16 protein-coding genes are annotated in these 20,769 nt (G+C 60.1%); 11 read left to right on the plus strand and 5 right to left on the minus strand.

Features of this window, described 5'->3' with window-relative positions; genetic code table 11:
- Positions 1–79: 79 nt before the first annotated feature.
- The gene (locus tag R3C19_21120) at positions 80–1,795 is read right to left on the minus strand and encodes an L-lactate permease (protein MEZ6062853.1); all 1,716 of its coding nucleotides are present in this window, start codon (positions 1,793–1,795) and stop codon (positions 80–82) included.
- A gap of 178 nt (positions 1,796–1,973) precedes the next feature.
- Between R3C19_21120 and R3C19_21125 the strand changes: the two genes are divergently transcribed.
- The 4 genes from R3C19_21125 (at position 1,974) to R3C19_21140 (ending at position 5,218) form a co-directional block, all read left to right on the plus strand.
- Positions 1,974–2,684 carry an NTP transferase domain-containing protein gene (locus R3C19_21125; protein MEZ6062854.1) on the plus strand — a complete coding sequence of 237 codons (711 nt, stop codon included), beginning with the start codon at positions 1,974–1,976 and terminating at the stop codon, positions 2,682–2,684.
- A gap of 83 nt (positions 2,685–2,767) precedes the next feature.
- On the plus strand, positions 2,768–3,463 hold the full coding sequence (locus R3C19_21130) for a DUF1326 domain-containing protein (GenBank protein MEZ6062855.1): 696 nt from the start codon (positions 2,768–2,770) through the stop codon (positions 3,461–3,463).
- Between the two features lie 365 nt (positions 3,464–3,828).
- A complete protein-coding gene (locus R3C19_21135) occupies positions 3,829–4,503 on the plus strand; it encodes a hypothetical protein (GenBank protein MEZ6062856.1) in 675 nt (224 codons plus the stop codon).
- 331 nt (positions 4,504–4,834) lie between these two features.
- Positions 4,835–5,218 (plus strand): hypothetical protein, encoded by a 384-nt coding sequence (locus tag R3C19_21140; GenBank protein MEZ6062857.1) that lies wholly within the window; start codon positions 4,835–4,837, stop codon positions 5,216–5,218.
- Here R3C19_21140 and murA read toward each other — a convergent pair.
- Both murA and prmC read right to left on the minus strand, forming a co-directional pair.
- Positions 5,209–6,552 (minus strand): UDP-N-acetylglucosamine 1-carboxyvinyltransferase, encoded by a 1,344-nt coding sequence (gene murA / locus R3C19_21145; protein MEZ6062858.1) that lies wholly within the window; start codon positions 6,550–6,552, stop codon positions 5,209–5,211. The two genes, R3C19_21140 and murA, sit on opposite strands and share 10 nt — an antisense overlap.
- An 80-nt stretch (positions 6,553–6,632) precedes the next feature.
- Positions 6,633–7,523 (minus strand): peptide chain release factor N(5)-glutamine methyltransferase, encoded by an 891-nt coding sequence (gene prmC, locus R3C19_21150; GenBank protein MEZ6062859.1) that lies wholly within the window; start codon positions 7,521–7,523, stop codon positions 6,633–6,635.
- A gap of 160 nt (positions 7,524–7,683) precedes the next feature.
- On the opposite strand from prmC, the gene R3C19_21155 reads away from it, so the two are divergent.
- From R3C19_21155 to R3C19_21185, 7 genes are all read left to right on the plus strand, one after another.
- Positions 7,684–8,490, plus strand: a complete 807-nt coding sequence (locus tag R3C19_21155) for a class I SAM-dependent methyltransferase (GenBank protein MEZ6062860.1) — start codon at positions 7,684–7,686, stop codon at positions 8,488–8,490.
- 152 nt (positions 8,491–8,642) lie between these two features.
- Complete coding sequence (locus tag R3C19_21160; GenBank protein MEZ6062861.1) at positions 8,643–12,977, plus strand: DUF1592 domain-containing protein; 4,335 nt, start codon at positions 8,643–8,645, stop codon at positions 12,975–12,977.
- Between the two features lie 85 nt (positions 12,978–13,062).
- Positions 13,063–14,364 carry a DUF1552 domain-containing protein gene (locus R3C19_21165; protein MEZ6062862.1) on the plus strand — a complete coding sequence of 434 codons (1,302 nt, stop codon included), beginning with the start codon at positions 13,063–13,065 and terminating at the stop codon, positions 14,362–14,364.
- Positions 14,365–14,487: 123 nt separating this feature from the next.
- On the plus strand, positions 14,488–15,345 hold the full coding sequence (locus R3C19_21170) for a hypothetical protein (protein MEZ6062863.1): 858 nt from the start codon (positions 14,488–14,490) through the stop codon (positions 15,343–15,345).
- A gap of 305 nt (positions 15,346–15,650) precedes the next feature.
- Positions 15,651–16,745, plus strand: a complete 1,095-nt coding sequence (locus R3C19_21175) for a serine/threonine-protein kinase (protein ID MEZ6062864.1) — start codon at positions 15,651–15,653, stop codon at positions 16,743–16,745.
- Positions 16,746–16,867: 122 nt separating this feature from the next.
- Positions 16,868–17,515 carry a sigma-70 family RNA polymerase sigma factor gene (locus R3C19_21180; protein MEZ6062865.1) on the plus strand — a complete coding sequence of 216 codons (648 nt, stop codon included), beginning with the start codon at positions 16,868–16,870 and terminating at the stop codon, positions 17,513–17,515.
- Between the two features lie 23 nt (positions 17,516–17,538).
- A complete protein-coding gene (locus R3C19_21185; GenBank protein ID MEZ6062866.1) occupies positions 17,539–18,060 on the plus strand; it encodes a hypothetical protein in 522 nt (173 codons plus the stop codon).
- Positions 18,061–18,294: 234 nt separating this feature from the next.
- Here the strand turns inward: R3C19_21185 and R3C19_21190 are convergent, their stop codons facing one another.
- Together R3C19_21190 and R3C19_21195 are read right to left on the minus strand one after the other, a co-directional pair.
- Positions 18,295–19,107: a DUF1080 domain-containing protein gene (locus R3C19_21190; protein ID MEZ6062867.1), complete on the minus strand. Its 813-nt coding sequence runs from the start codon at positions 19,105–19,107 to the stop codon at positions 18,295–18,297.
- A 111-nt stretch (positions 19,108–19,218) separates the two neighbouring features.
- Entirely contained in the window at positions 19,219–20,559 is a 1,341-nt protein-coding gene (locus tag R3C19_21195) for a PQQ-binding-like beta-propeller repeat protein (GenBank protein MEZ6062868.1), read from the minus strand.
- Between the last annotated feature and the right edge of the window lie 210 nt (positions 20,560–20,769).

A 20,769-nucleotide genomic window follows, 5' to 3' on the forward strand; every position in this document is an offset into this window, starting at 1 on the left:
CGATTCCGGTGACGCGGCAACGGAAGATACGCATCGCCCGAAGTACCTGCGTGGGACTTCGGGCGATGTTCGTTTCCGGTCACGATAAATTCACGATCAGCATTCCCAGGATCCCGGCGAATCCCGCGTAGTAGACGAATACCGGAAACGTGCGGCGAATAATCTGCCCTTCGCGGCCGACAAGTCCCACAACAGCGGAGGCAGCCACGACATTGTGAACGCAGATGATGTTCCCGGCCGCTCCGCCGACCGCCTGCAGCGCCACAATCCAGAACGGATCCACGGAGATCTTCTGGCCAACGCCGAACTGAAAGCTGGACAGCATCATGTTGCTGACCGTATTGCTTCCGGCGATGAAGGCTCCCATGCCGCCGGCAAACGACGAAAACAGCGGCCACATCCCTCCCGCTAATGATGCAACTTCGTTTGCCAGAACCAGCGGCATTTTCGGAAGGGCTCCTTCTGCGCCGCTGCCGGAGTTCAGAAAGATCTGGACCATGGGCACCGTGAAAATCAGCGCGACGGACGCCTTTGCCGTCGTTCGCAGCGACTGAATGACTGCGTCTTTCATTTGCCGGTGATCCATGCCGTGCAGAAAAAAGGTCGCCGCGACAACCAGCAGAAAGACGGTTCCCGGCAGAGCCAGCGGTTTCAGGCTAAGCGTCGCGTCTGTCCCCCACAGGTTCTTGATTTCCAGCGTGACTGCGGGATCGTTGTTTACCCAGTGATTGATCGGAAGCTGCGGCAGCCGAAACGCAACCAGCAGCACCGCCAGCAACAAATACGGAGCCCACGCCATGGGCAGGCCCATCCGGCGCTGAGGCTTCGACGCAGATGCCATGTGCATCTCCGGCGACGACCATTCTGCCGGCCAGGCGGTTTCGTCCGGAAACTGCCAGGGATCGCCTGTTGGCACGAGCCAGCCCCTGCGAGCCGCGCTGGCCACGATTGTCAGCCCGATCAGGCCACCGAACAATGAGGGAAACTCGGGACCCAGCAGAATCGCCGTGGTCACGGACGGAATCGTCATCGCAAAAGCGGCAAACAGAGCGAACTTCCAGCACCGCAGGCCGGTTCGAAAGGATCGTTCCGCGCCGTAAAACCGAGTCAGCACGCTGACCAGAATCAGGGGAATCAGCGTCCCGATGATCGCATGCAGCACAGCGACTCGAATGGCGATCCGCTGCAGCAGGACGGCTGCCGTCTGTGAATCATCGGACAGCAGTCCCGCCGCCAGCGCTGCCTGTTGAATGACGGAATCGTCACCGAACCCTTCGCGGATATTCAGGCCGGTCGCCATTCCCAGCAGAATCGGTGTTCCCAGAGCTCCGAAGGAAACGGGAGTGCTTTGGATGATGACGCCGCTGACAACCGCCGCCAGCGGTGGAAATCCCAGCGCCACCATCAGCGGGACGGCCACCGCCGCCGGAGTTCCAAACCCGGCGGCTCCTTCGATGAATGAACCGAACAGCCACGCGACGATGATTGCCTGCACTCGACGGTCCGGTGAAATCTGATGAAAGCCGGCTCGAATCGTGTCGATGGCGCCGCTTTGCTGCAGCGTATTCAGCAGCAGGATCGCGCCGAAGATGATGTACAGCAGGTCGACGGCAATCTGTCCGCCTTTCACGCCAAATGCCAGGACCTGCAGTCCCGGCACTTGCCAGACAGTCAGAGCCAGCACCACAGCCGTCAGCAGAGACAGCGGCATGACTCGGCTGGCGGGCCACTTCAGTCCCACCAGAAACACGGCTACCACCAGGATCGGCAGAGCGGCCAGAACTGCATACAACATCGGTGTCTTTCGCCTGTGAAAGGGAATCGCCGGTCGTGATCAATGTTCCAGGCAACATCACACTGAATTGTGATCCGGGTGTCGAACGTTCCCGGCAGGGAATTCGTCGAAACCGGTCCGTATGATGCGACGCTGTATTCGTTTTGCCGCGATCGAACGGAAATCCCCCGACTCAGCCGTGACTGACACAGTTGGCGACAGATTCCCGCCGCGAAACGGTGTCTCGACAGGTGAGTTTGCCTCCGCTGCCATGAAGATACCCGACTGCTACGCCATCGTTCCCGCTGCCGGATTCAGTCGACGAATGGCGGGCCGGCACAAGCTGCTGCTGCCGTGGGATGATTGCCTGGTGATCGATCATGTCCTGCGTGCCTGGACGAACAGCCGTGTGCGACGGGTCGTCGTTGTCGTGCGGCGCGACGACAGCGAACTGCGCGACGCGTGCGGCCGCTGGCCGGTCGACGTCGTGCAGCCCCCCTTCGATCCTCCGGACATGAAGGCGTCGGTTCGCCACGCCATCGGGCACATTTTGGCTGCGTATCAGCCTCAACCCGCGGATCGCTGGCTGATGGCTCCTGCGGATATCCCGACGCTGTCGACAGACGTCATCGATCACGTCATCGCCGCTTCCGGCGCGACCGATGCGGTCGTCATTCCGCGATTCGGTCATCGCAGCGGACATCCCGCGTCGTTTCCATGGAAGCTGGCGTCCGCTGTGGACACGATCCCGGACGACCAGGGCATCAAGTGGCTGGCGGACAATCACGCGGCGGAATGGCTTGATCTTCCCGCAGCGGAACGGCCGGAAGATATCGATACGCCGGACGACTATGCTCGATTGAAACGCAATCGCGGCAAAAGAATGGACGACATTCCGGATACGCCGTAAAATGCGGCTCACCGGAAATCGTTCCGGCCGGAAAACGGTTTTTCATGGCCTTCACCCGCCCGCTGTTCAGGGAGACTACCGACATGATTCGCACTTCATTCTTCGCAACACTGACCGCGATGCTGCTGGCTTCATCCGCGTTTGCGGCCAGTCCGCTGAAAGGCACGTACGTGGAAGCTCGCACGTGTCAGGTCTATACCGGTCCGTGTTTCGCCAATGGCGAAGTCGGCTCCACCGGCAAAGACGCGATCATGACATGGAATGTCACCGAAGGAGAATTCGAAGGCGTTGATCTGACCGGAATGTCCGTGGCTGTCATCGTCAAGACGTCGGAAACTCTTGGATTCAAGGGGTTCAAAAATGCGAAGACCATTCGAGCCGTGCTGATCGTTGATGAAACGGCAAGCACCGAACAGGCTGCGGCACTGACGGCTTTCGCGAAGAAGCAGACCAGTCTGAATGACGAACAGATTGAAGAAAGCCAGTCGGCCGGCTTCGAATCGGAGTTTGATCGCGGGACGCTGAACGCAACGGTGACCGTCGGTGAGTTTGCTCATCTGAAGGCTCGCAAAGCTCGCCCCGGCGACTGCATTTGTTCCAACGAGTCCGCCTACTATCCGCCGCTGACAAAGCTGGAAGGCTTCGTACCGGGAGTCACCATTGATGGCGACGTCACCGCGCGCAAGCTCGGAACTCGCTGGTCGATTCCTGATACACGTACTGCGTATCTGGGCACGTTCCGAGTCAACCCGGAAGAAGCACAGGTCGCACAGAAATAAGCCTCGTCGATTGTGTATTGATGTGTGCCACTGGCTGTGCCACTGGCTGTGCCGGTGTGTTCAAGGTTGCAGAGCACTGGCACGGCCAGTGGCACACGACCCATTGAGTTTTGCCCGACGCAGCAATAGACGAAGCGCTGAAATTCACCGGTTGCGGGAATGCCGGGCAACATCGTAGAAACGTTGAGGCTCCCGCTGAGCCGCTGCCACGAAGAGGCTTCTTCGAAACGGCGGTTCGGCGGGAGCCTCGTTGTCCCGGCGCCGTCCGTAATCCTTCGACCTGAACGATCCGATCATTCGCTGCGCTGGCGCGCCGTCAGCGGGCTTTTTACCCCACGCCGTTTCAAAACACTTCAGGCCATTCCATGTTGATTCCGCGATCTGTACTTCCCGCCCTCTTGTTCCTCACGACAATTCCGTTCGCTGCTGCACAGGACCACACCGTTGAAATCATCGACGAAGCTCCAAAGGCGGACAGCCTGAGTGCTGAACTGGCCGCTCAGTTCGGTGACAGGGGTTACCGCGTCAAACGCGGCACCCGGACGGTGTGCGAAATCTGGCTGAAGAAGGAGTGGGACGTTCAGCCGGACTTCAAGGCCAGCCCCACGATGCTGTACCCGTTTACTCCGGGACAGTTGATGGGCGTGGTTCACTTTTCGCGACGAGGCAGCGACTTCCGCGACCAGACGATTTCCAGCGGCTGGTACACGCTGCGTTTCTTCCTGCAACCGGTTGACGGAAATCACATCGGAACGTCGCCGACTCGCGATTTTCTGCTGCTGCTGTCCGCTGAAAAAGACGCGTCGGGAAAGGACTGGACTCCGGACGACCTGCAGGCCGTGAGTGCCGAAGCGGCCGGCTCGGCCCATCCGGCGATGTTTTGTCTGCAGCCTGCGCAGGAAGGCGATGTTCCGTCGATGCGACACAACGAAGCGTCGGACTGGTGGATTCTGCACCTGACCGGCACCGGTGTCGCAGCGGAAGAACGGAAGCCGGATGTGCCCCTCGATATCGTGGTCGCCGGCCATGCTCCGGAATAGCAATTCACGTCGGTCGAGCTGTGATTCGATTCACCCTCCCGCTCCAGCGGGAGCGGGAGGGTCGATGTCGAAACGCCGTTCAGGCGTTTCGACGAGGGGAGGGCCGTCTGCGCCACTCGCCCTCCCATCGAGGCGAGAGGTTAGACTCTCTGTCGGCGGACGTCTTCGTTTCTCTGTTCTGCTCTGCGGCTGCCTCACCGCGGCATGCTTCGGAACGACACTCACCCAAGCCCGGCAGGACGAGACGTCGCCGGCATCCGGTGAATCAGCCGAAGCCGACGCGGCGGCTCGGCCAGCCCCCGAGTACCGCTCGGAACTGATTCGCGGCAAAGTGGTCTGGCTGGCTGACGCGCTAAAAGATGACTTCGGAATCTCGACCGTTCCGGAAGCCGCCGAACGCGGCCTTGCAATCCGCACAACAGCCGGTGAGCTGATTCCGATCGTCGAAGACGCACGCGGCCGAGCGTTCCGCAAGGACAAACGACTCCGCGACATGGAAGTCGAACTGCTGGTGCGGCGTTATGAGCGGCAGCCGTTCGTTCAGATCATCCGAGTCTACGAACTGTCCGATGAAGAGCATTTCGAAGTCGACTACTGGTGCGACGTGTGCGCGATCGTGATGTTCGAGCCCGGCCCCTGTAGCTGTTGCCAGGACGACAACCGTATTCGCAAACGGCTTGTCGAAGACTTCGATCCGCAGGCCCTTCAGAAGTAGCGCTTCACGTGCTCCGAAACAAAGTGAGGCGCCGCGATGGCAGGGGATGTCTGGTCTGACGCGGCGGGCGAATCGTCCCGACGCACAATGCTCGCTCCCAGTGCATTCAGCTTCACATCCAGTTGCTGGTAGCCTCGGTCCAGGTGGTAGATGCGGCGGATTTGCGACGTTCCCTCTGCGGCCAGGGCTGCCAGAACCAGAGCCGCGCTGGCTCGCAGGTCGGACGCCATGACGGACGCGGCCGACAGACGCGGGACTCCGGAAATCACCGCGGAAGAACTTTCGCGTTGAATCTGTGCTCCCATGCGGATCAGTTCGGAAGCGTGCATGAAACGGTCAGTGAAGATGCGATCGGTCACGCAGCTGCGGCCGGGAACCGTACTCAGCAGCGCCATCAGTTGTGCCTGCACGTCGGTCGGAATCCCCGGATACGGTTCGGCGACCACATCCACCGGCGACAAGGCGTCGTTCGCCGAAACACGAAGTTGCGACGCGCTGGCTGCAACGTCGACACCCGCGGATTTCAGCCAGTCCAGCACGCTGGTCATGTGCGAAACGGGAGCGCTTTCGATCGTGACATCCCCGCGAGTGATGGCGGCGGCGACGGCCAGCGTGGCCGCTTCAATCCGGTCCGGAATAATCGAGTGACTCGTCGCGTGCAGCGATTCCACGCCGCGAACTTCAATCGTCTCCGTCCCGGCGCCGCGAATGTCAGCTCCGGCGCGATTCAGGAAATCGGCCAGGTCGGTGACTTCCGGCTCCCTCGCGGCTGATCGAATCACTGTGTGTCCGGACGCCGTCGCCGCGGCGGTCATGACGTTGCAGGTTCCGGTGACTGTACTTCCGAACGGTCCGCACAGATCGATGTCCGTGCCGCGCAGGTGATCAGCTTCCGCGATGACGTAGCCGCGCTCCAGGCGAATGTCGGCACCCAGAGCCGCGAGTCCCTTCAGATGCAGATCGATGGGACGATGGCCGATGTTGCAGCCTCCCGGAAGCGACACGCAGGCGGTTCCAAACCGGGACAGCAGCGGACCCAGAACGCAAACGCCGGCTCTCATGCGGCGCACCAGATCATACTTGGCCAGCGTTCCGTGAGCGGGCGACGCATCGATCGTCAGGGTACCGTCGCCGGACGAGGCGACGGTTGTGCCGAGGCTTTTCAGCAGCCGGGACATTGTGTCGATGTCGACCAGCCGCGGAACGTTGTCGAGCACAACTTCGCCGCGAATCGCGACGCACGCCGCCATGATGGGCAGTGCAGCGTTCTTCGCGCCCTCGACGCCAATTCGCCCCGACAGCCGCGTTCTTCCGTGAACAACGAACATTTCCATGAAAGCAAGTCTCGTGATTGTGCCGCGGAATGTCTGATTTGAAATTTGAGATCTGAAATCTGAAATCTCACCTGCTTCCTTCATTCCCGTCTGGCTTCGACAATCCGGTCGGCGTGGTTCAGATCCTGGTGAATTCGGACACGGCCGAAGCCGCAATCGTCCAGCATCGCCGCGACGGCGGAGCACTGTGACGGGTCGACTTCCAGAGCAATCCAGCCTCCCGGCTTCAGCACCGAAGGCGCTGTCGCGATTAGCGGGCGAACGACGTCCAGCCCGTCAGCTCCGGCGGCCAGAGCGACTGCAGGTTCGTGTTCCGAGACCTCCGGCTGCAATCCGGCAAGTTCGTCATCCGGAATGTACGGTGGATTGCTGACGATTCCGTCGAACCCGGCTTCTCCGCCGTCGGCAGTGATTGGCGCGAACAGACTGCCGCTCAGCAGTCGGACGCGGTCCATCACCTGATGATGTTGGACGTTGGCCGTCGCAAATTTCAGGGCGTCATCGGAAACGTCGGTGGCCGTCACCGAACACTGCGGACGCTGCTTCGCCAGCGTGACAGCAATGCAGCCGGAACCGAATCCGATTTCCACGAGGCGCGACGGTTGATCAACGGGAATGTGTTCGAGACAAACGTCGATCAGCGCTTCGGTCTCCGGACGCGGCACCAGAACACCCGGACCGACTGCGAAATCTCGGCCATAGAATTCCCTGTGTCCGGTGATATAGGCGAGCGGTTCCCGCTTCGCTCGCCGCTGAACGAAGGATCTCATCCGGGAACGTTCGTCGTCTGTCAGCGGGGATTCGAAGTCGGTGTACAGCCGAATTCGCTGGCAATTGCGAGCACAGGCCAGCAGCAGTTCCGCTTCCAGGCGAGCCGACTCGATTCCCTTCTGCTTCAGAAAATCGGTGGTCCAGCCCAGAATTCGCCTGACGGTCCAGACGTCGTCATTCTGGCTGGCGGTGGAATTCATCGGCGAAATCGGCAGCGGGAACAGGAGAAAGCAAAAGGACTCCGACCGCGTTTTAGCAGATTCCTTCGGCCAGGGAACGACGGGTTTCCAGCGGACTTCGGACAGGCGGCGTCGTTCGGTGATGTACCGGTCGCTGCAAAGGTCGCTACATTGCCGCGGCATGAAACAATTCAACACGACAGGTTGCTACGACCATCCCCGATACTGGGATCTGGCGTTCGACGACGAAACCACGGGCGAAGCCGACTTCATCGAAGCGGCCGCGCGGAAGTACTGCCCGTTTCCCCTGCGACGAATTCTGGAACCCGGCTGCGGCGGCGGGCGGCTGCTGGCGGAGATGGCTTTGCGGGGCTACGAAGTCATCGGCTGCGACGTGTCTGCGGCGGCCGTCGAATACTGCCGGACTCGATTGCCGGAGACGCAGCCATCGTGCCGCGTCGAAGTGGCGGACATGCTGGAATTTCGCAGCCCGGAACCGGTCGACGTCGCGTGCTGTTTCGTGAACACCTTTCGCCATCTGCTGACGGAAACGGATGCCGTCCGTCATCTGAACAGTGTTGCCGATTCGCTGCGAGCGGGCGGCCTGTACCTGATCGGCATGCATCTGCTGCCGCCCGACGCCGACGAAGAGGACGAAGAAGAATGGACGGCGGAAGCCGACGGCGTGCGCATCGACATGCGCCTTCAGGTGACGTCCTGCAGCCGGCTGACTCGACTGGAAACTCTGCGGTTTGAAATGCAGATCAATGACAACGGCGCCAGACATGTCGTCACGTCCGAATATCCGATGAGAATCTACCGTGCCGATCAGTTTCAGTCGCTGTTGAGTAAAGTACCGAGATTCCGACTGCTTGACGTCTATGATTTCTGGTACGACATCGAAGACCCGCTGCAGCTTTCGGACGAATTGGGCGACACGGTTGTCGTGCTTCAAAAGCTGGACGCCGCGGCGGAATCAACGTTGTGACGAACCTGGCGGACAGGGATCCAGGGGGGGGCAGCTTCGTCAGGCTTGCCGAGCGTTTTGTCGCATCGGTATGCTGCCTTCAAGAAGCCCGCCTTCCGCCGAAACACAATCGGTGCCTGCCTGACCTTCCTGCCACCGCTTCCGGGACTCCCATGTTCGACAATCGTCGCCAATGCATCGTGCGCCGTGGTCTGCTTGTTCTGGCGATGGCTGCCATCGCGCCGGCGATTCATGTTGTTGCCGACACGGAGAGCGACTTCGAAGCGATCGGTGTCAGCTATCGCGACGTCCAGCGGCCGCTTCTGCGGCAGTTTTGCCTGGACTGCCATTCGACGGCGGATGTCCAGGGCGAACTGGATCTGGAACAGTTTGCATCGCTGCAGGAAGTGCGGACGCGGCCGGCGGTCTGGCAAAAAGTCGCGGAAATGCTGGACAACGGCGAGATGCCTCCGAAGGACGCCGACCAGCCCACGCCGTCGCAGCGTCAGGAACTGCGTGAATGGGTTCGCCGCTATCTGGACGCCGAAGCTCTGGCGAACGCGGGCGACCCAGGGCCGGTCGTTCTTCGCAGGCTCAGCAATGCGGAATACACCTACACGATTCAGGATCTGACCGGCGTCCCGCTGACTCCGGCCCGCGAGTTTCCGGTCGACAGCGCGTCCGGCGAAGGATTTACGAACACCGGAAATTCGCTGGTCATGTCCCCGGCGCTGGTCACCAAGTATCTGGATGCCGCCCGGGGAATCGCTGACCACGCGGTTCTGCTTCCGTCGGGATTTCGCTTCTCCCGATTCACGACGCGCCGCGACTGGACGAATGAAAAGCTCGACGACATTCGCGACTTTTACGCTCAGTATTCCGACAGCGGAGGCGGCGACACTGTCAATCTGCAGGGCATCGTGTTCGACACCAACGGCGGCGGTCGATTGCCGCTGGCGGCCTACCTGACAGCGCTGCTCAGCCACCGAACGGAACTGCGAAACGGTGATCTGACCGTTGATGATCTGGCTCAGATGGCGCGAGAAAAGTCGCCGCGGCTCAGCTCCCGGTATCTCGGTAGGCTCTGGCAGGTGCTCGAACCCGCTGACGGAAGTGAGGCCGAAAAAAATTTGCTGCTGCTGAAGAACCTGCGTCAGCAATGGAAGTCCGCGACTCAGGAGGACGTGCCTGAGCTGGTAAAGTCGATTGCGCAATGGCAACAGGCGCTGTGGCGATTCACAACGGTCGGACACATCGGAAAGCTGAACGGCCCAACCGCGTGGATGGAACCGGTCAGCCCGGTCACGACTCGGCAGGAAATTCGCGTTCCGCTGGCTTCGCCGCCGAACGACGGTGGCTCGCAACAGACAACGGACGGCGACCGAAGTGTCGTTCTGTATCTTGTCACCGGTGACGCGGGAGACGGCTCGGAACATGACGTTGTGCTCTGGGAAAGGCCGCGGCTGGTGACTCCCGGCCGCCCGGATCTGCTGCTGAAGGACGTCCGTACGGTGACACATCAACTGGCGGCAATGCGCGAACGGATCTTTTCCAGCGCTGCGCGTTGCCTTGCCGCGGCGGCTCAGGCCAGCGACGGCGGACAGGTCGTGGACGGTGCCGTTCTGGCCGCAGAGCATGCCGTGGACGCGGCGTCGCTGACCGCGTGGCTGGACTACCTGGGAATCGGATCGCAGTCCGCCGTGAATCTGGGAACGCCGGTCAGCCGCCGAATCGAAAGCGCGTCGGGCTATGATTTCATCCAGGGCTGGGGCGGTGACGACGCTTTGAGCATCGTTGCGAATTCGTCGGATGAACATGTCCGGATTCCCGGAAACATGGCGCCTCATAGTGTTGCCGTGCATCCGGCGCCAACGCTGTCCATCGGCGTCGGCTGGCGGAGTCCCGTGGCATCGACGCTGACGATTGAGGGTACCGTTCAGCACGCTCACCCGGAATGCGGCAACGGCACGGCGTGGTCAGTTGAACTTCGTCGTGGAAATACCAGGCAGCGGCTGGCCGACGGTATCAGTCACGGAGCGACCGTCGTAACGTTCGGACCACTGACTGACGTCGCTATTCAGAAGGGCGACGTCGTGTGTCTGGTCGTCAATCCCCGCGACGGCAATCATTCGTGCGACCTGACAGCCATCAACATGACTCTTCGTGATGCCAGGAACCGCTGGAACCTGGCCGACGATCTGTCTCCCGACCTGTTGTCCGGGAATCCTCACGCAGACCGCCAGGGCAACGCGGACGTGTGGCATTTCTTTTCCGAACCCGCCGACGGAAAATCCGGGTCCGTGATTCCGGAAGGTTCGCTTCTCGCTCGCTGGCAGAAGACTTCGGACGCCGCCGCTCGTGGAGAACTGGCTGCACAACTGCAGCAGTTGCTGAACAATGGCAGTACCGGTCTGCCGGCGGACGCACCGGACGCCGTGTTGTACCGGCAACTGACCTCGCTGAGCGGACCGCTGCTGTCTGCGGCGATTACCGCTGCGGTTTCACGGACCGATCAAGGCGACGAGCCGGCTGTGAACTTGGAGCACGAATTCGGACTGGACGCACAACAGTTCGGCCGCCATCCGGCCGTTGACAACAACGTTGATCAACAGGTGCCCGGCGTCGATGCGGCAAGTCTTTGTGTGACGTCGCCGTCCGTCATTGAAGTGCGATTGCCGGCCGATCTGGTGGCGGGAGCGGAGTTCGTCACGTCCGCGGTGCTGCATCCGGTTTCCGGCCGCGAAGGCAGCGTGCAGATGCAGGTGCTGACAACGAAGCCCGAGCCCGCCGGCGGTCTGCAGCCGACTGCGGTTACCGCAACGGAAAGTTCGGGACCGTGGACGTCACACAATTCCGGCATCGCCTGGGCGACGCCAATCATCGTGACCGAAGGCAGTGCCGCGCGGGAGCGCATCGAAGCATCGTTCGAAGAATTCCGGCAGTTGTTTCCCGCAGCTTTGTGCTACACAAAGATTGTACCGGTGGACGAAGTTGTGACGCTGACGCTGTTTTATCGCGAAGATGACCAGCTTCGGCGGTTGATTCTGAACGACGAAGAAACCGCGGCGCTGAACCGGCACTGGGATGAACTGCACTATGTGAGTCGCGACGCTTTGATGCTGGTCGACGCGTTCGAACAGTTGATGGAGTTCGCGACTCAGGATGCCGACCCCGGCGTGTTCGCGCCCATGAAGGAACCGATTCAGCGGCGAGCGGCGGAGTTTCGGGAGTTGCTGCGGAACAGCGAATCGTCGCACGTCGAGGCGCTTGTCCGCTTCGCGGCTCGAGCCAGTCGCCGCAGGTTGTCGTCTGCCGAAGAACAAAGCCTGCGAACTCTGTATGGCGATCTTCGCAGCGCTGACCTGTCCCACGAAGAAGCGTTTGAAGCCGTGCTGCACAAGATTCTGGTGTCACCCGCGTTTCTGTATCGTCTGGAAACGCCGGGCAGCGATTCTCAGGCGTCGCCGGTTACCGATTGGGAACTGGCCAGTCGGCTGAGCTATTTTCTGTGGTCATCAGCGCCCGACGATGAGCTGCTGCGCTTTGCCGAGGCAGGCACGCTCAGCGACCCGGACGTTCTGGAATCGCAGGCTCGACGCATGCTGCAGGACGATCGCACTCGCCGGCTGGCGACCGAATTCATGTGCCAGTGGCTGCACATCTACGACTTTGATCAGCTTGACGAAAAGAGCGAACGTCATTTTCCGACGTTCGCCAGCGTGCGGCCGCTGCTGTACGAAGAAGCGATTCTGTTCTTCACGGACCTGCTGCAGAACGACGGTTCCGTGGTGGAACTGTTCGACGCGGATCACACGTTTGTGAACGCGGAACTGGCGGCGCATTACGGGATGCCGGGCATCGCAGGCAACCACTGGCGACGCGTCGACGGGACTCGTAAATTCTCTCGCGGCGGAATCTTCGGACTCGGAGCGACGCTGGCCAAACAATCGGGAGCTTCGCGTACAAGTCCGATTCTGAGAGGAAACTGGCTGTCCGAAGTGATCCTCGGCGAAAAGCTGCCGAGACCACCGAAGGATGTGCCGCTGCTTCCGGAAGACGAAGCCGCGGAAACTCTGACAGTCCGTGAACTCGTGGAACGCCACACCAGTGACGAACGCTGTTCCGGCTGCCATCGGCGAATCGATCCTTACGGATTCTCTCTGGAAGCGTTTGACGCGATCGGTCGTTACCGCACGACGGATCTCGGCGGACGTCCTGTCGACACCACGACAACTTTGATGGACGGCACAGGGATCGACGGTTTCGAAGACCTGAAGAAGTACCTGCTGACTCAGCGGCGCGATGCGGTCCTGCACCAGTTCTGCCGAAAGCTGCTGGGATATGCTCTGGGACGGTCGGTGCAGTTGTCTGACCAGCCACTGCTGAAGGAAATGCAGCACCGTCTGCAGGAAAACGACTATCATATCAGTGCCGCAATCATCGCGGTTGTTTCCAGTCCGCAGTTTCAAAACATCCGGGGCCGCAGCGATGTCGCATCGGCGGATTGATCGCCTCGGCGACGGGCCGCAGACTGTTTCCCGTGCCACTAACATCCGCATCTGTCGCAACCCCAACGAAGGACACGATTGAATCATGACTCACGAATTTTCCCGCCGAAGAATGCTGCGTGGTCTGGGAGTCACGGTGGCTCTGCCGTGGATGGAATCGCTGACCGTCTGGGGAGACGAACCGGCCGGGCGCGAACCTGCCAGCGAGGCTCCGGTCCGTATGGCGATTCTGTTCGCCGGCAACGGATTTCACGGGCGCGAATGGTTTGCGACGGGCGAAGGTCCGTCGATGCAGCTCGGAAGAGTTCTGGCGCCGCTGGAAGGATTCCGGGACCGGCTGCTGTTCATCCGCGGGCTGTACAACGCCGAAGCGCAGAAGGGCAACATCCACAGTTCACAAACGGGAAACCTGCTTTCCGGCGCGCCGCTGGCAGCCGGCGGTGAGATTCGTTCGGGAACCAGCGTTGACCAGGTGCTGGCTCAGAAGTTCGGACACAAGACGAAAGTTCCCAGCCTGGTGCTCGGCTGTGAGAAAGCGAACCCATCGGTCCATAAGAACTACTCGATGCTGTATAGCTCGCACATTTCCTGGACGTCGCCGACCACACCCACACCGCTGGAAGTTTATCCGGCGCTGGCTTTCGACCGACTGTTCAAGGACGACGTTTCGCGCGGGGACCGCAGCGTTCTGGATGCCGTGCTGTCCGACGCTCAGGACCTGCGCCGCAACATCAGCCTGACGGATCAGCGAAAACTGGATGAGTACCTGGAATCCGTGCGGGAGGTCGAACTTCGCATCGAAAACTCCGGCAAACGCGGTGAGCTTCAGGGCTGGCGACCGACGCTGACGGAACCGAATATGGACCGCCCGGCCGACGGCATCCCGCAGGATATCGCCGAACATATGCGGCTGATGTGCGACATTCTGGTCCTGGCGTTTCAGACCGATACGACTCGCCTGTGTACGCTGAAACTGAATAACGACCACTCGTCGCTGCGGTTTCCGAATCTGGGAGTCGACTACATGATTCACCACCTGCTGTCACATTCGGATACCGACGACTGGCTGAAGGTCAACCAGTTCTTCATGCAGCAGCTTGCCTACATCGCTGAACGGCTGGACGCGGTGCAGGAAGGCGAACGAACAGCGCTCGACAATTCGATGCTGATGCTGTGTTCCAGCATGATGACCGGAAGTCACGACGCGTCTCAGTTGCCGGTCGTGATGGTCGGGGGCGGAGGCGGCCGGATCCAGGGGGGCCGGGTGCTGAATTATCGCGAACAATCCGAACGACAGATGTGCCGTTTGTATTTGAGTATGATGCAGAAAGTCGGACTGAATCTGGATCGCTTCGGTGACGCAACACAACCGCTTGCCGAAGTGTGAACTCCCGGATTCCGCTGAATCGCGACAGGCGCGCACGGTTTCCGCGGAACGCCGTGGAATTGTGCGGCAGTTTCGCCGTTCCGTTTGTTAATCACAGCATTCAATCCACGCCGGACAAATTCCGTGAGAATCACACCAATCGCCCGACCGGTGGCCTTCGCTGTTCTGCTCGTGACCATTCTGCTGTCGAGCAAAGCGGCTGTGTCGGAGGATTCGAAGAACTCCGCCGCAAGCCGTGTACAGATTGACGTTCCGGAATTTCTTCCGAAGGAAAGCCGTCCGCTTGCAGAACTGAAGATCGATAACGGCCGCGTTTTTCAGCACAACAACTCGCTGCTGCTGGTGCTTGATCAGTTGCCGGAAAACGGTGTGCAGGCCATGCCCCGGATCTGCAATGTTGTCGAATCGGTGAACTGGCTGAACGGTGATCCCGAAAAACCGCTGACGCTGATTCCGGAAATCACGGTGTGGAACATCAAACTGCAGGATGTTCCGACGGGTCCGAATCGTGTGCTGGTGCTGGCTCTGGATGCCGAGCCCAGATTGTTCGACAAAACTGTGATCGCATCGGAAGACAGCGAACACGTCATTCACCTGCCCGCGAAATTCGCCAGGACGTCCGGTGAGAAGCTGCGCTTCGAACCGCAGCCTCACAAGAACACCGTTGGTTACTGGACTGTCGAGAAAGACACCGTGGAATGGTGGTTCCGGGTCGATCGGCCGGGTGACTACGTCGTCGAGATCTTTCAGGGCTGCGGAAAGGATCAGGGCGGCAGCGATGTGGACGTCCTGGTCGGCGGCGCCACGCTGTCGTTCGTGGTGAAGGACACCGGACATTTCCAGAACTTCGAATGGAGAAGTCTCGGTCAGGTCGCTCTGCCCAAGTCGGAGAAATCGGTGTTGAAGATTGTGCCGCGTCACAAGGCCGTCAACGCTGTGATGGACGTGCGCGAGGTCCGCTTGGTTCCGGCCGGAAAGTGATCCTCCCGCGCCCGGCCGTTCCGCCGGCTCGCCCGACATGTGCCTTGCCCCGCCCCGCCCTGACCGCTGCCGTGCCGTTCCAATTTTCGGGTCGGTGCGATCCGTCGCTGCCCTGTTGACGAAGCACTACTCTGTACAGCAATCGGTTCTCGGCATAGGCTTCCGGCAGAAGGGTCGTGTTGCCTTTGTGGTACCGGCCGGGAATCATTGATCGGTTACGGCCTGACGGATCAGAATCAGGCCGGTCGATGTGCGTCTTCGCGATTGTCAGCCGAAGATGCGGTCGTTTCCGGGGAATCTCCGCCGTGTCGGAACAGATTACGCTGCAGGAATCGGACAAGGATCTGCCGAAGCACGTTCAGAACGGCTTCATGCGTTACAGCAACTTCAAACCGCTGACTCAGGGCGGCGAAGCGATTCTGCAGACCTGCCGCGACGAAAACCTGGGGCGAACCGTCGTCATGAAGACTCTGCTGCCCCAGCTGCAGAATCTGGAGACGTATCAGAAGCGCTTCCTGCGCGAAGCTCGCGTCACTGCGCTCATTCCTCATCCGGCGACCGTGCCCGTCTATGAATTGAGCCGTGATCGTGAAGGCAACGCTTATTTCACGATGAAGAAGCTCAGCGGACGTGACCTGTGCGATATTCTGGACGCCATCGCGGAGAACCACTCGCAGTCGCAAACCGAGTTTCCGCTTAGTCGCATGCTGGAAATCCTGATTCAGGTGGGTAACTGCCTTGCGTACGCGCACAGTCTGGGAGTTGTCCATCGCGACCTGAAGCCGTCGAACGTGATGGTCGGCGAATACGGAGACATCACGCTGCTGGACTGGGGACTGGCCAAAGTCTGGGACATGGACGACAACGATGAAGTCGAGCAGTTGGCTCGCAGCGGCCGACAGCAGATCTCCGGGCGGCTGACGGGCAAGGGCGATGTTCAGGGAACGCCGTTCTATATGTCGCCGGAGCAGGCTCGGGAAACGGGTGATGTCGATGAACGAACCGACATCTACAACATGGGGATCCTGCTGTTCGAAGTGCTGACCGGTGACAGCTACATGTCGGGGCGAAACTTCAAGGAAATCAAACGCAAGATTCTGGAAGATCCCGTTCGCGAACCGAAATCCGTGGCGAAGCATCCGGTCCCCCCGGAACTGAATGCCGTCTGCGTCAAGGCTCTACAGAAGAACCCGGCGGACCGGTATCCCACGATGCTGGCCATGGTGGACGACTTCAAGGCGTTCCTGCAGAACGAACCGGTTTCCGTTTACCGAGCCCCGCTGCCAACCCGGCTGCTGAAACCGGCCAGCCAGCGGGCGTTCACCAGTAATTCGGCGATTTGGCTGCTGACGGGAGTCGCCCTGACCGTCGTGGCGCAACTGGTTCTGCGGCAGTTCTGACGTCGGTTTCCGCCTCGGCCCGACGGCTGTCATCGGCAAATCCGGCGCCCTGGGCAAAGCTTTCGGAATCCCCCAACAACAAGCGGCCTGGCGGCGTAGAAAGTGCCGGAAAGGCCGCTGCGATGCTGAAAATGACAGAATCGGACGCGAATTTCAGTTCGTCCGAGGCGGGTGCTGCGTCAGACGACGCAGCCCGGTCAGCGGCCAGCGATGCGCGATTGGTGGACGAAGCGCGGCGAGGCGACAGTGATGCCTTTGGCCGACTGGTCTTGCGATACGAGCGGCGAGTCACCAAGGTAATTCGTCGATTCATGCCCGATCAGGACATCGCACAGGATCTGACACAGGAAGCCTTTCTGCGGGCATTCGATCGCCTGGAACAGTTCGATCCGTCGCGGCGGTTCGGTCCGTGGCTGTTTCGTATCGCCGTCAATCTGACCTATGACCATCTGAGAAAGATCAAACGCAAGGGACGCTGGGCACTGTTCAGCGAAGCGGGCGAAGACCGGCTTCCCGACCCGGAATCACCGGATCCGCGCGACGACCGGGATTTGACACAGGAAGTTCATATGGTGCTGGCGGACGTTCCGGAAGCGTACCGGACTGTGCTGGTGCTTCGGGATATTGAGGGATTTTCGACGTCGGAGGTGGCCGCTGTGACCGAACGCAGCGAAGCCACGATCCGCTGGCGTCTGGCGGAAGCTCGCCGAATGTTCAAGGAAGCCTGGGAGCGGCGGGAACGAAGTATTGAAGAAGAGCAATTGGGATAACCCGAAAACAGGAGAGACCGTTGATGAAATGTGTGGATGCTCGACACCTGATTCACCTGTCGGTCGGCGATGACACTCATCCCGACGAAGAACAGCAGCTCAGCGAACACCTGCACTCATGTTCCGATTGCCGCGCCTACAATGCGGGGACGGTTGATGCGCTGCAGGTCCTGCAGACTCTGCGGGACAACACACCCGACGAATCGGAATCCGTGTGGCCGGCGGTAGCTGCGGAGATTCAGGCTCGCAGAGTTCGTCCGTTGCGGCGAGTTCGTCAGTTTAACGGAGCTGTGGCGGCGATGTGCGCGTGTTCGCTGACTCTAGCGCTGGTGACGATCGTTCAGAACCTGCCCGCGAACTCACGAGAATACAGCGGCAATGTCATGCCGGCGTTCAGCGTTCAGTGGCAGAATCATCCGTCGTCGCAATCAGTCGGTGAAATCCGGCCGATCGATCCGAACAATCCGTCCGCCGGTTTCTACAACACTGTCACGCGGGAGATCTACCCGCCGGCTTTGCCCGCTTCGAGCGTGACCGATTTCTAGTGCCTTGGCCAACGTGTTTTGGTGTGTGCCACTGGCTATGCCGGTGCGTTCGCGATTGGGAATCTCCTGGCACAGTCAGTGCCACACAACTCATCAATTCAGTCCTGACAAAGCACCAGGAGTCTGTCGGGAGTCGTTTGATTGATGCAGATGGGAGACGGTCGTTCGCGAGGCCGAAACTCTGGCCGAGCTTCGCATCCGGATCGTTGCGTCCGGGTGAACTCCGTCGCATTGCTACTCGGCGTCGTCGGGCAGCACCATCAGTTCCACTTTGCGGAACTCACAGGGATGGCTTTCCGACTGCAGCGAAATCGTGCCGCCGTGCAGTGCCAACTGGCCGTCCCGGATCAACCGGCGAGCGTTCTCGTCCCGCTCGTCCAGTTGCGGATCGCTGTATTCCAGCACGACTTCGCCGTCCAGAAGATGGCGAATCACCTTGTTGCCGCGCACTTCGATTTCCGCGGTGACCCATTCGTCAAGGTGGTGTGTCTTTGAGGACGAGGAGATGCAATGCTGCAACTGAAGTTGTCCGTTCATGACGACGTTAGTGCCGGGTGTGCACAGGTTGGATGTCGTGCGTTTGTCCTTTCCGTTGCCCGCCAGAAGCTGCACTTCGATGGACACGGGGAAATCCTGATCGACGGTCATCGTTTCCGGCTTCTGGCCGTGAACCATGATGCCACTGTTGCGGATGGCCCAGCCCGGACCGCCCTGACACTGCTCATCGACAAAACGGTACTCGACTCTCATCCGGTAGTTGGAAAACTCACCGTCGTAGAACAGGTGGCCGAAACGCTCGCCGAAAGTTTCGTAGGCATCCCTGTCGTAGCGAACCTTGATCATTCCGTCTTCGACACGAAACGTATTGCCGTAGTTTTCGCCCAGCGGGCTGTAGCGGATCTTTGGAGTCCAGTTCGTCAGATCTTTGCCGTTAAACAACGAGACCCATTCACCCGGCTTGAATTCCTGGTCCGCCGCGCGGGATATGTCAACAACGAACAGAGTCGCCGCGGCGGATGTCAGTACCAGAAGCGAAAAACGCAGCATGAGGAGTGCTCCCAAACGTGTTGAACTGTCTCTTTGGTTTCGATCGCCGCTCGCAGGAATCGCGGCGCGGCGGAAATGATATGTCTGGCAGGAAGATCCCTGGCGAAACGTCTATTCGCCGAGGCAGTACAGGTGCCCGAAGCTCCGCAGGTAGATTCTTCCATACGCAGCCGCAAGCGATGCCCGCATACCTTCGGCAAGGTGGTTCTTCGCTACAATTTCAAACTCGTCCGCGGCTTTGATGACTGTGGTGTCGCCTTCTTCGCTGCTGAAATAGACCAGCCCGTTGGCGGCAATCGGTGAGGCCACGTGAGTCCCGCCGATGCGACCCTGCCAGACGGTGTCCCCGTTGTTCGCATTCACGCAGGTGGCGGCTCCTGTGTCGTTAATCATGTAGATCCGGTCGCCCAGCAGCAGCGGAGCAGCGAGTCGCGAGTTCCCCTTTTCGCGATTCCACACGACATGCGACTGGTCGACGTTGCCGCGCGTTGAATCTTCCAGCCGCACGGCCAGCAGGTTTGAGGATCGTGAACCCGTATTCAAAATCGCCATCCCCTGAAAGAACAGCGGCGGCGCGGCGGCGTTGAAGTCGTCGTGTGTAATCGTCCACAGTTCTTCGCCGGTCAGCGCGTCGTAGGAGAATGCGGCTCGCGAACCGACAGAAACGACTTGAGTGCGCCCGTCCACTTCCACAAGCCCCGGCGTGCTGTAGGCTTTGCGAAGATCTCCTTCCAGCTTCGGCTGACCGTTTTCGTCCAGGTCGCCGTAGTCTGTCGTGCGTTCCGTCTTCCACACTGTCTCGCCGCTGTGCTTATCCAGCGCGGTGAGAAACTGTGCGTTGATTCCGTCGAAGGTCAGGATCAGCAGGTTTTCGTACAGCACGGGAGATGAGCCGGGGCCGCGAAAATGACGCACGTTGATGTCTCGCCGTTCCCAGACGGTGTCGGCAGTCTTTGGATTCAGGCGAGCCGTGCCGTAGGTTCCGAAGTGAACGTAGACCGCATCATCCTCCAGCGCGCACGACGGCGACGCGTACGTGTTGACGTCGTTGCCCAGCGGTTCCGGATCGGCGTTTTCGAACAGCAGGCGGTGGTGAACAATGTCACCGGTGTCCGCATTCAGGCAATACACGAACTGCCGCGTACCGTCTTTGGTTGCCGCGGTCAGCCAGATTTGTCGATTGCCGATGACGGGAGTCGAATGGCCGAAACCTTCCAGAGGAATTTTCCACTTCACATTCGTGCCGGTTTCTTCATCCCATTCCACCGGCACTCCTTTGGAATCCGCTGCGGTGACGTTTCCGTTGCGGTCAGGTCCGTTGCGATTGGGCCAGGGCAGATCCGATGCACTGGCGTTGTTGACCGCAACTAAGAGTGCGAACGCGGCCAGACAGACGGCGATCAGAGCTCGAGTCGATCGGCGAATCACAGATCTGCGAAGACGAATCCTCATGCGGCGTGACTTTGCGGATAGAACGGAAGTCGGGAACTGACATCGGCGAATGCAACGTCGCATAGTTGACCATCGCGACGCGGTGATCGCAACTGACACGTGCGGACAGCCGATGGAGCCCGGGGTGCGACGACCGTTGGTGGTCTGAGAGGCGGCGATTTCAGATTTCAGATTTCAAATTTCAGCTTCACCTCTGGCTCTGTTGAACAT

This window comes from Planctomycetaceae bacterium (assembly GCA_041398785.1).
GTDB lineage: Bacteria > Planctomycetota > Planctomycetia > Planctomycetales > Planctomycetaceae > JAWKUA01.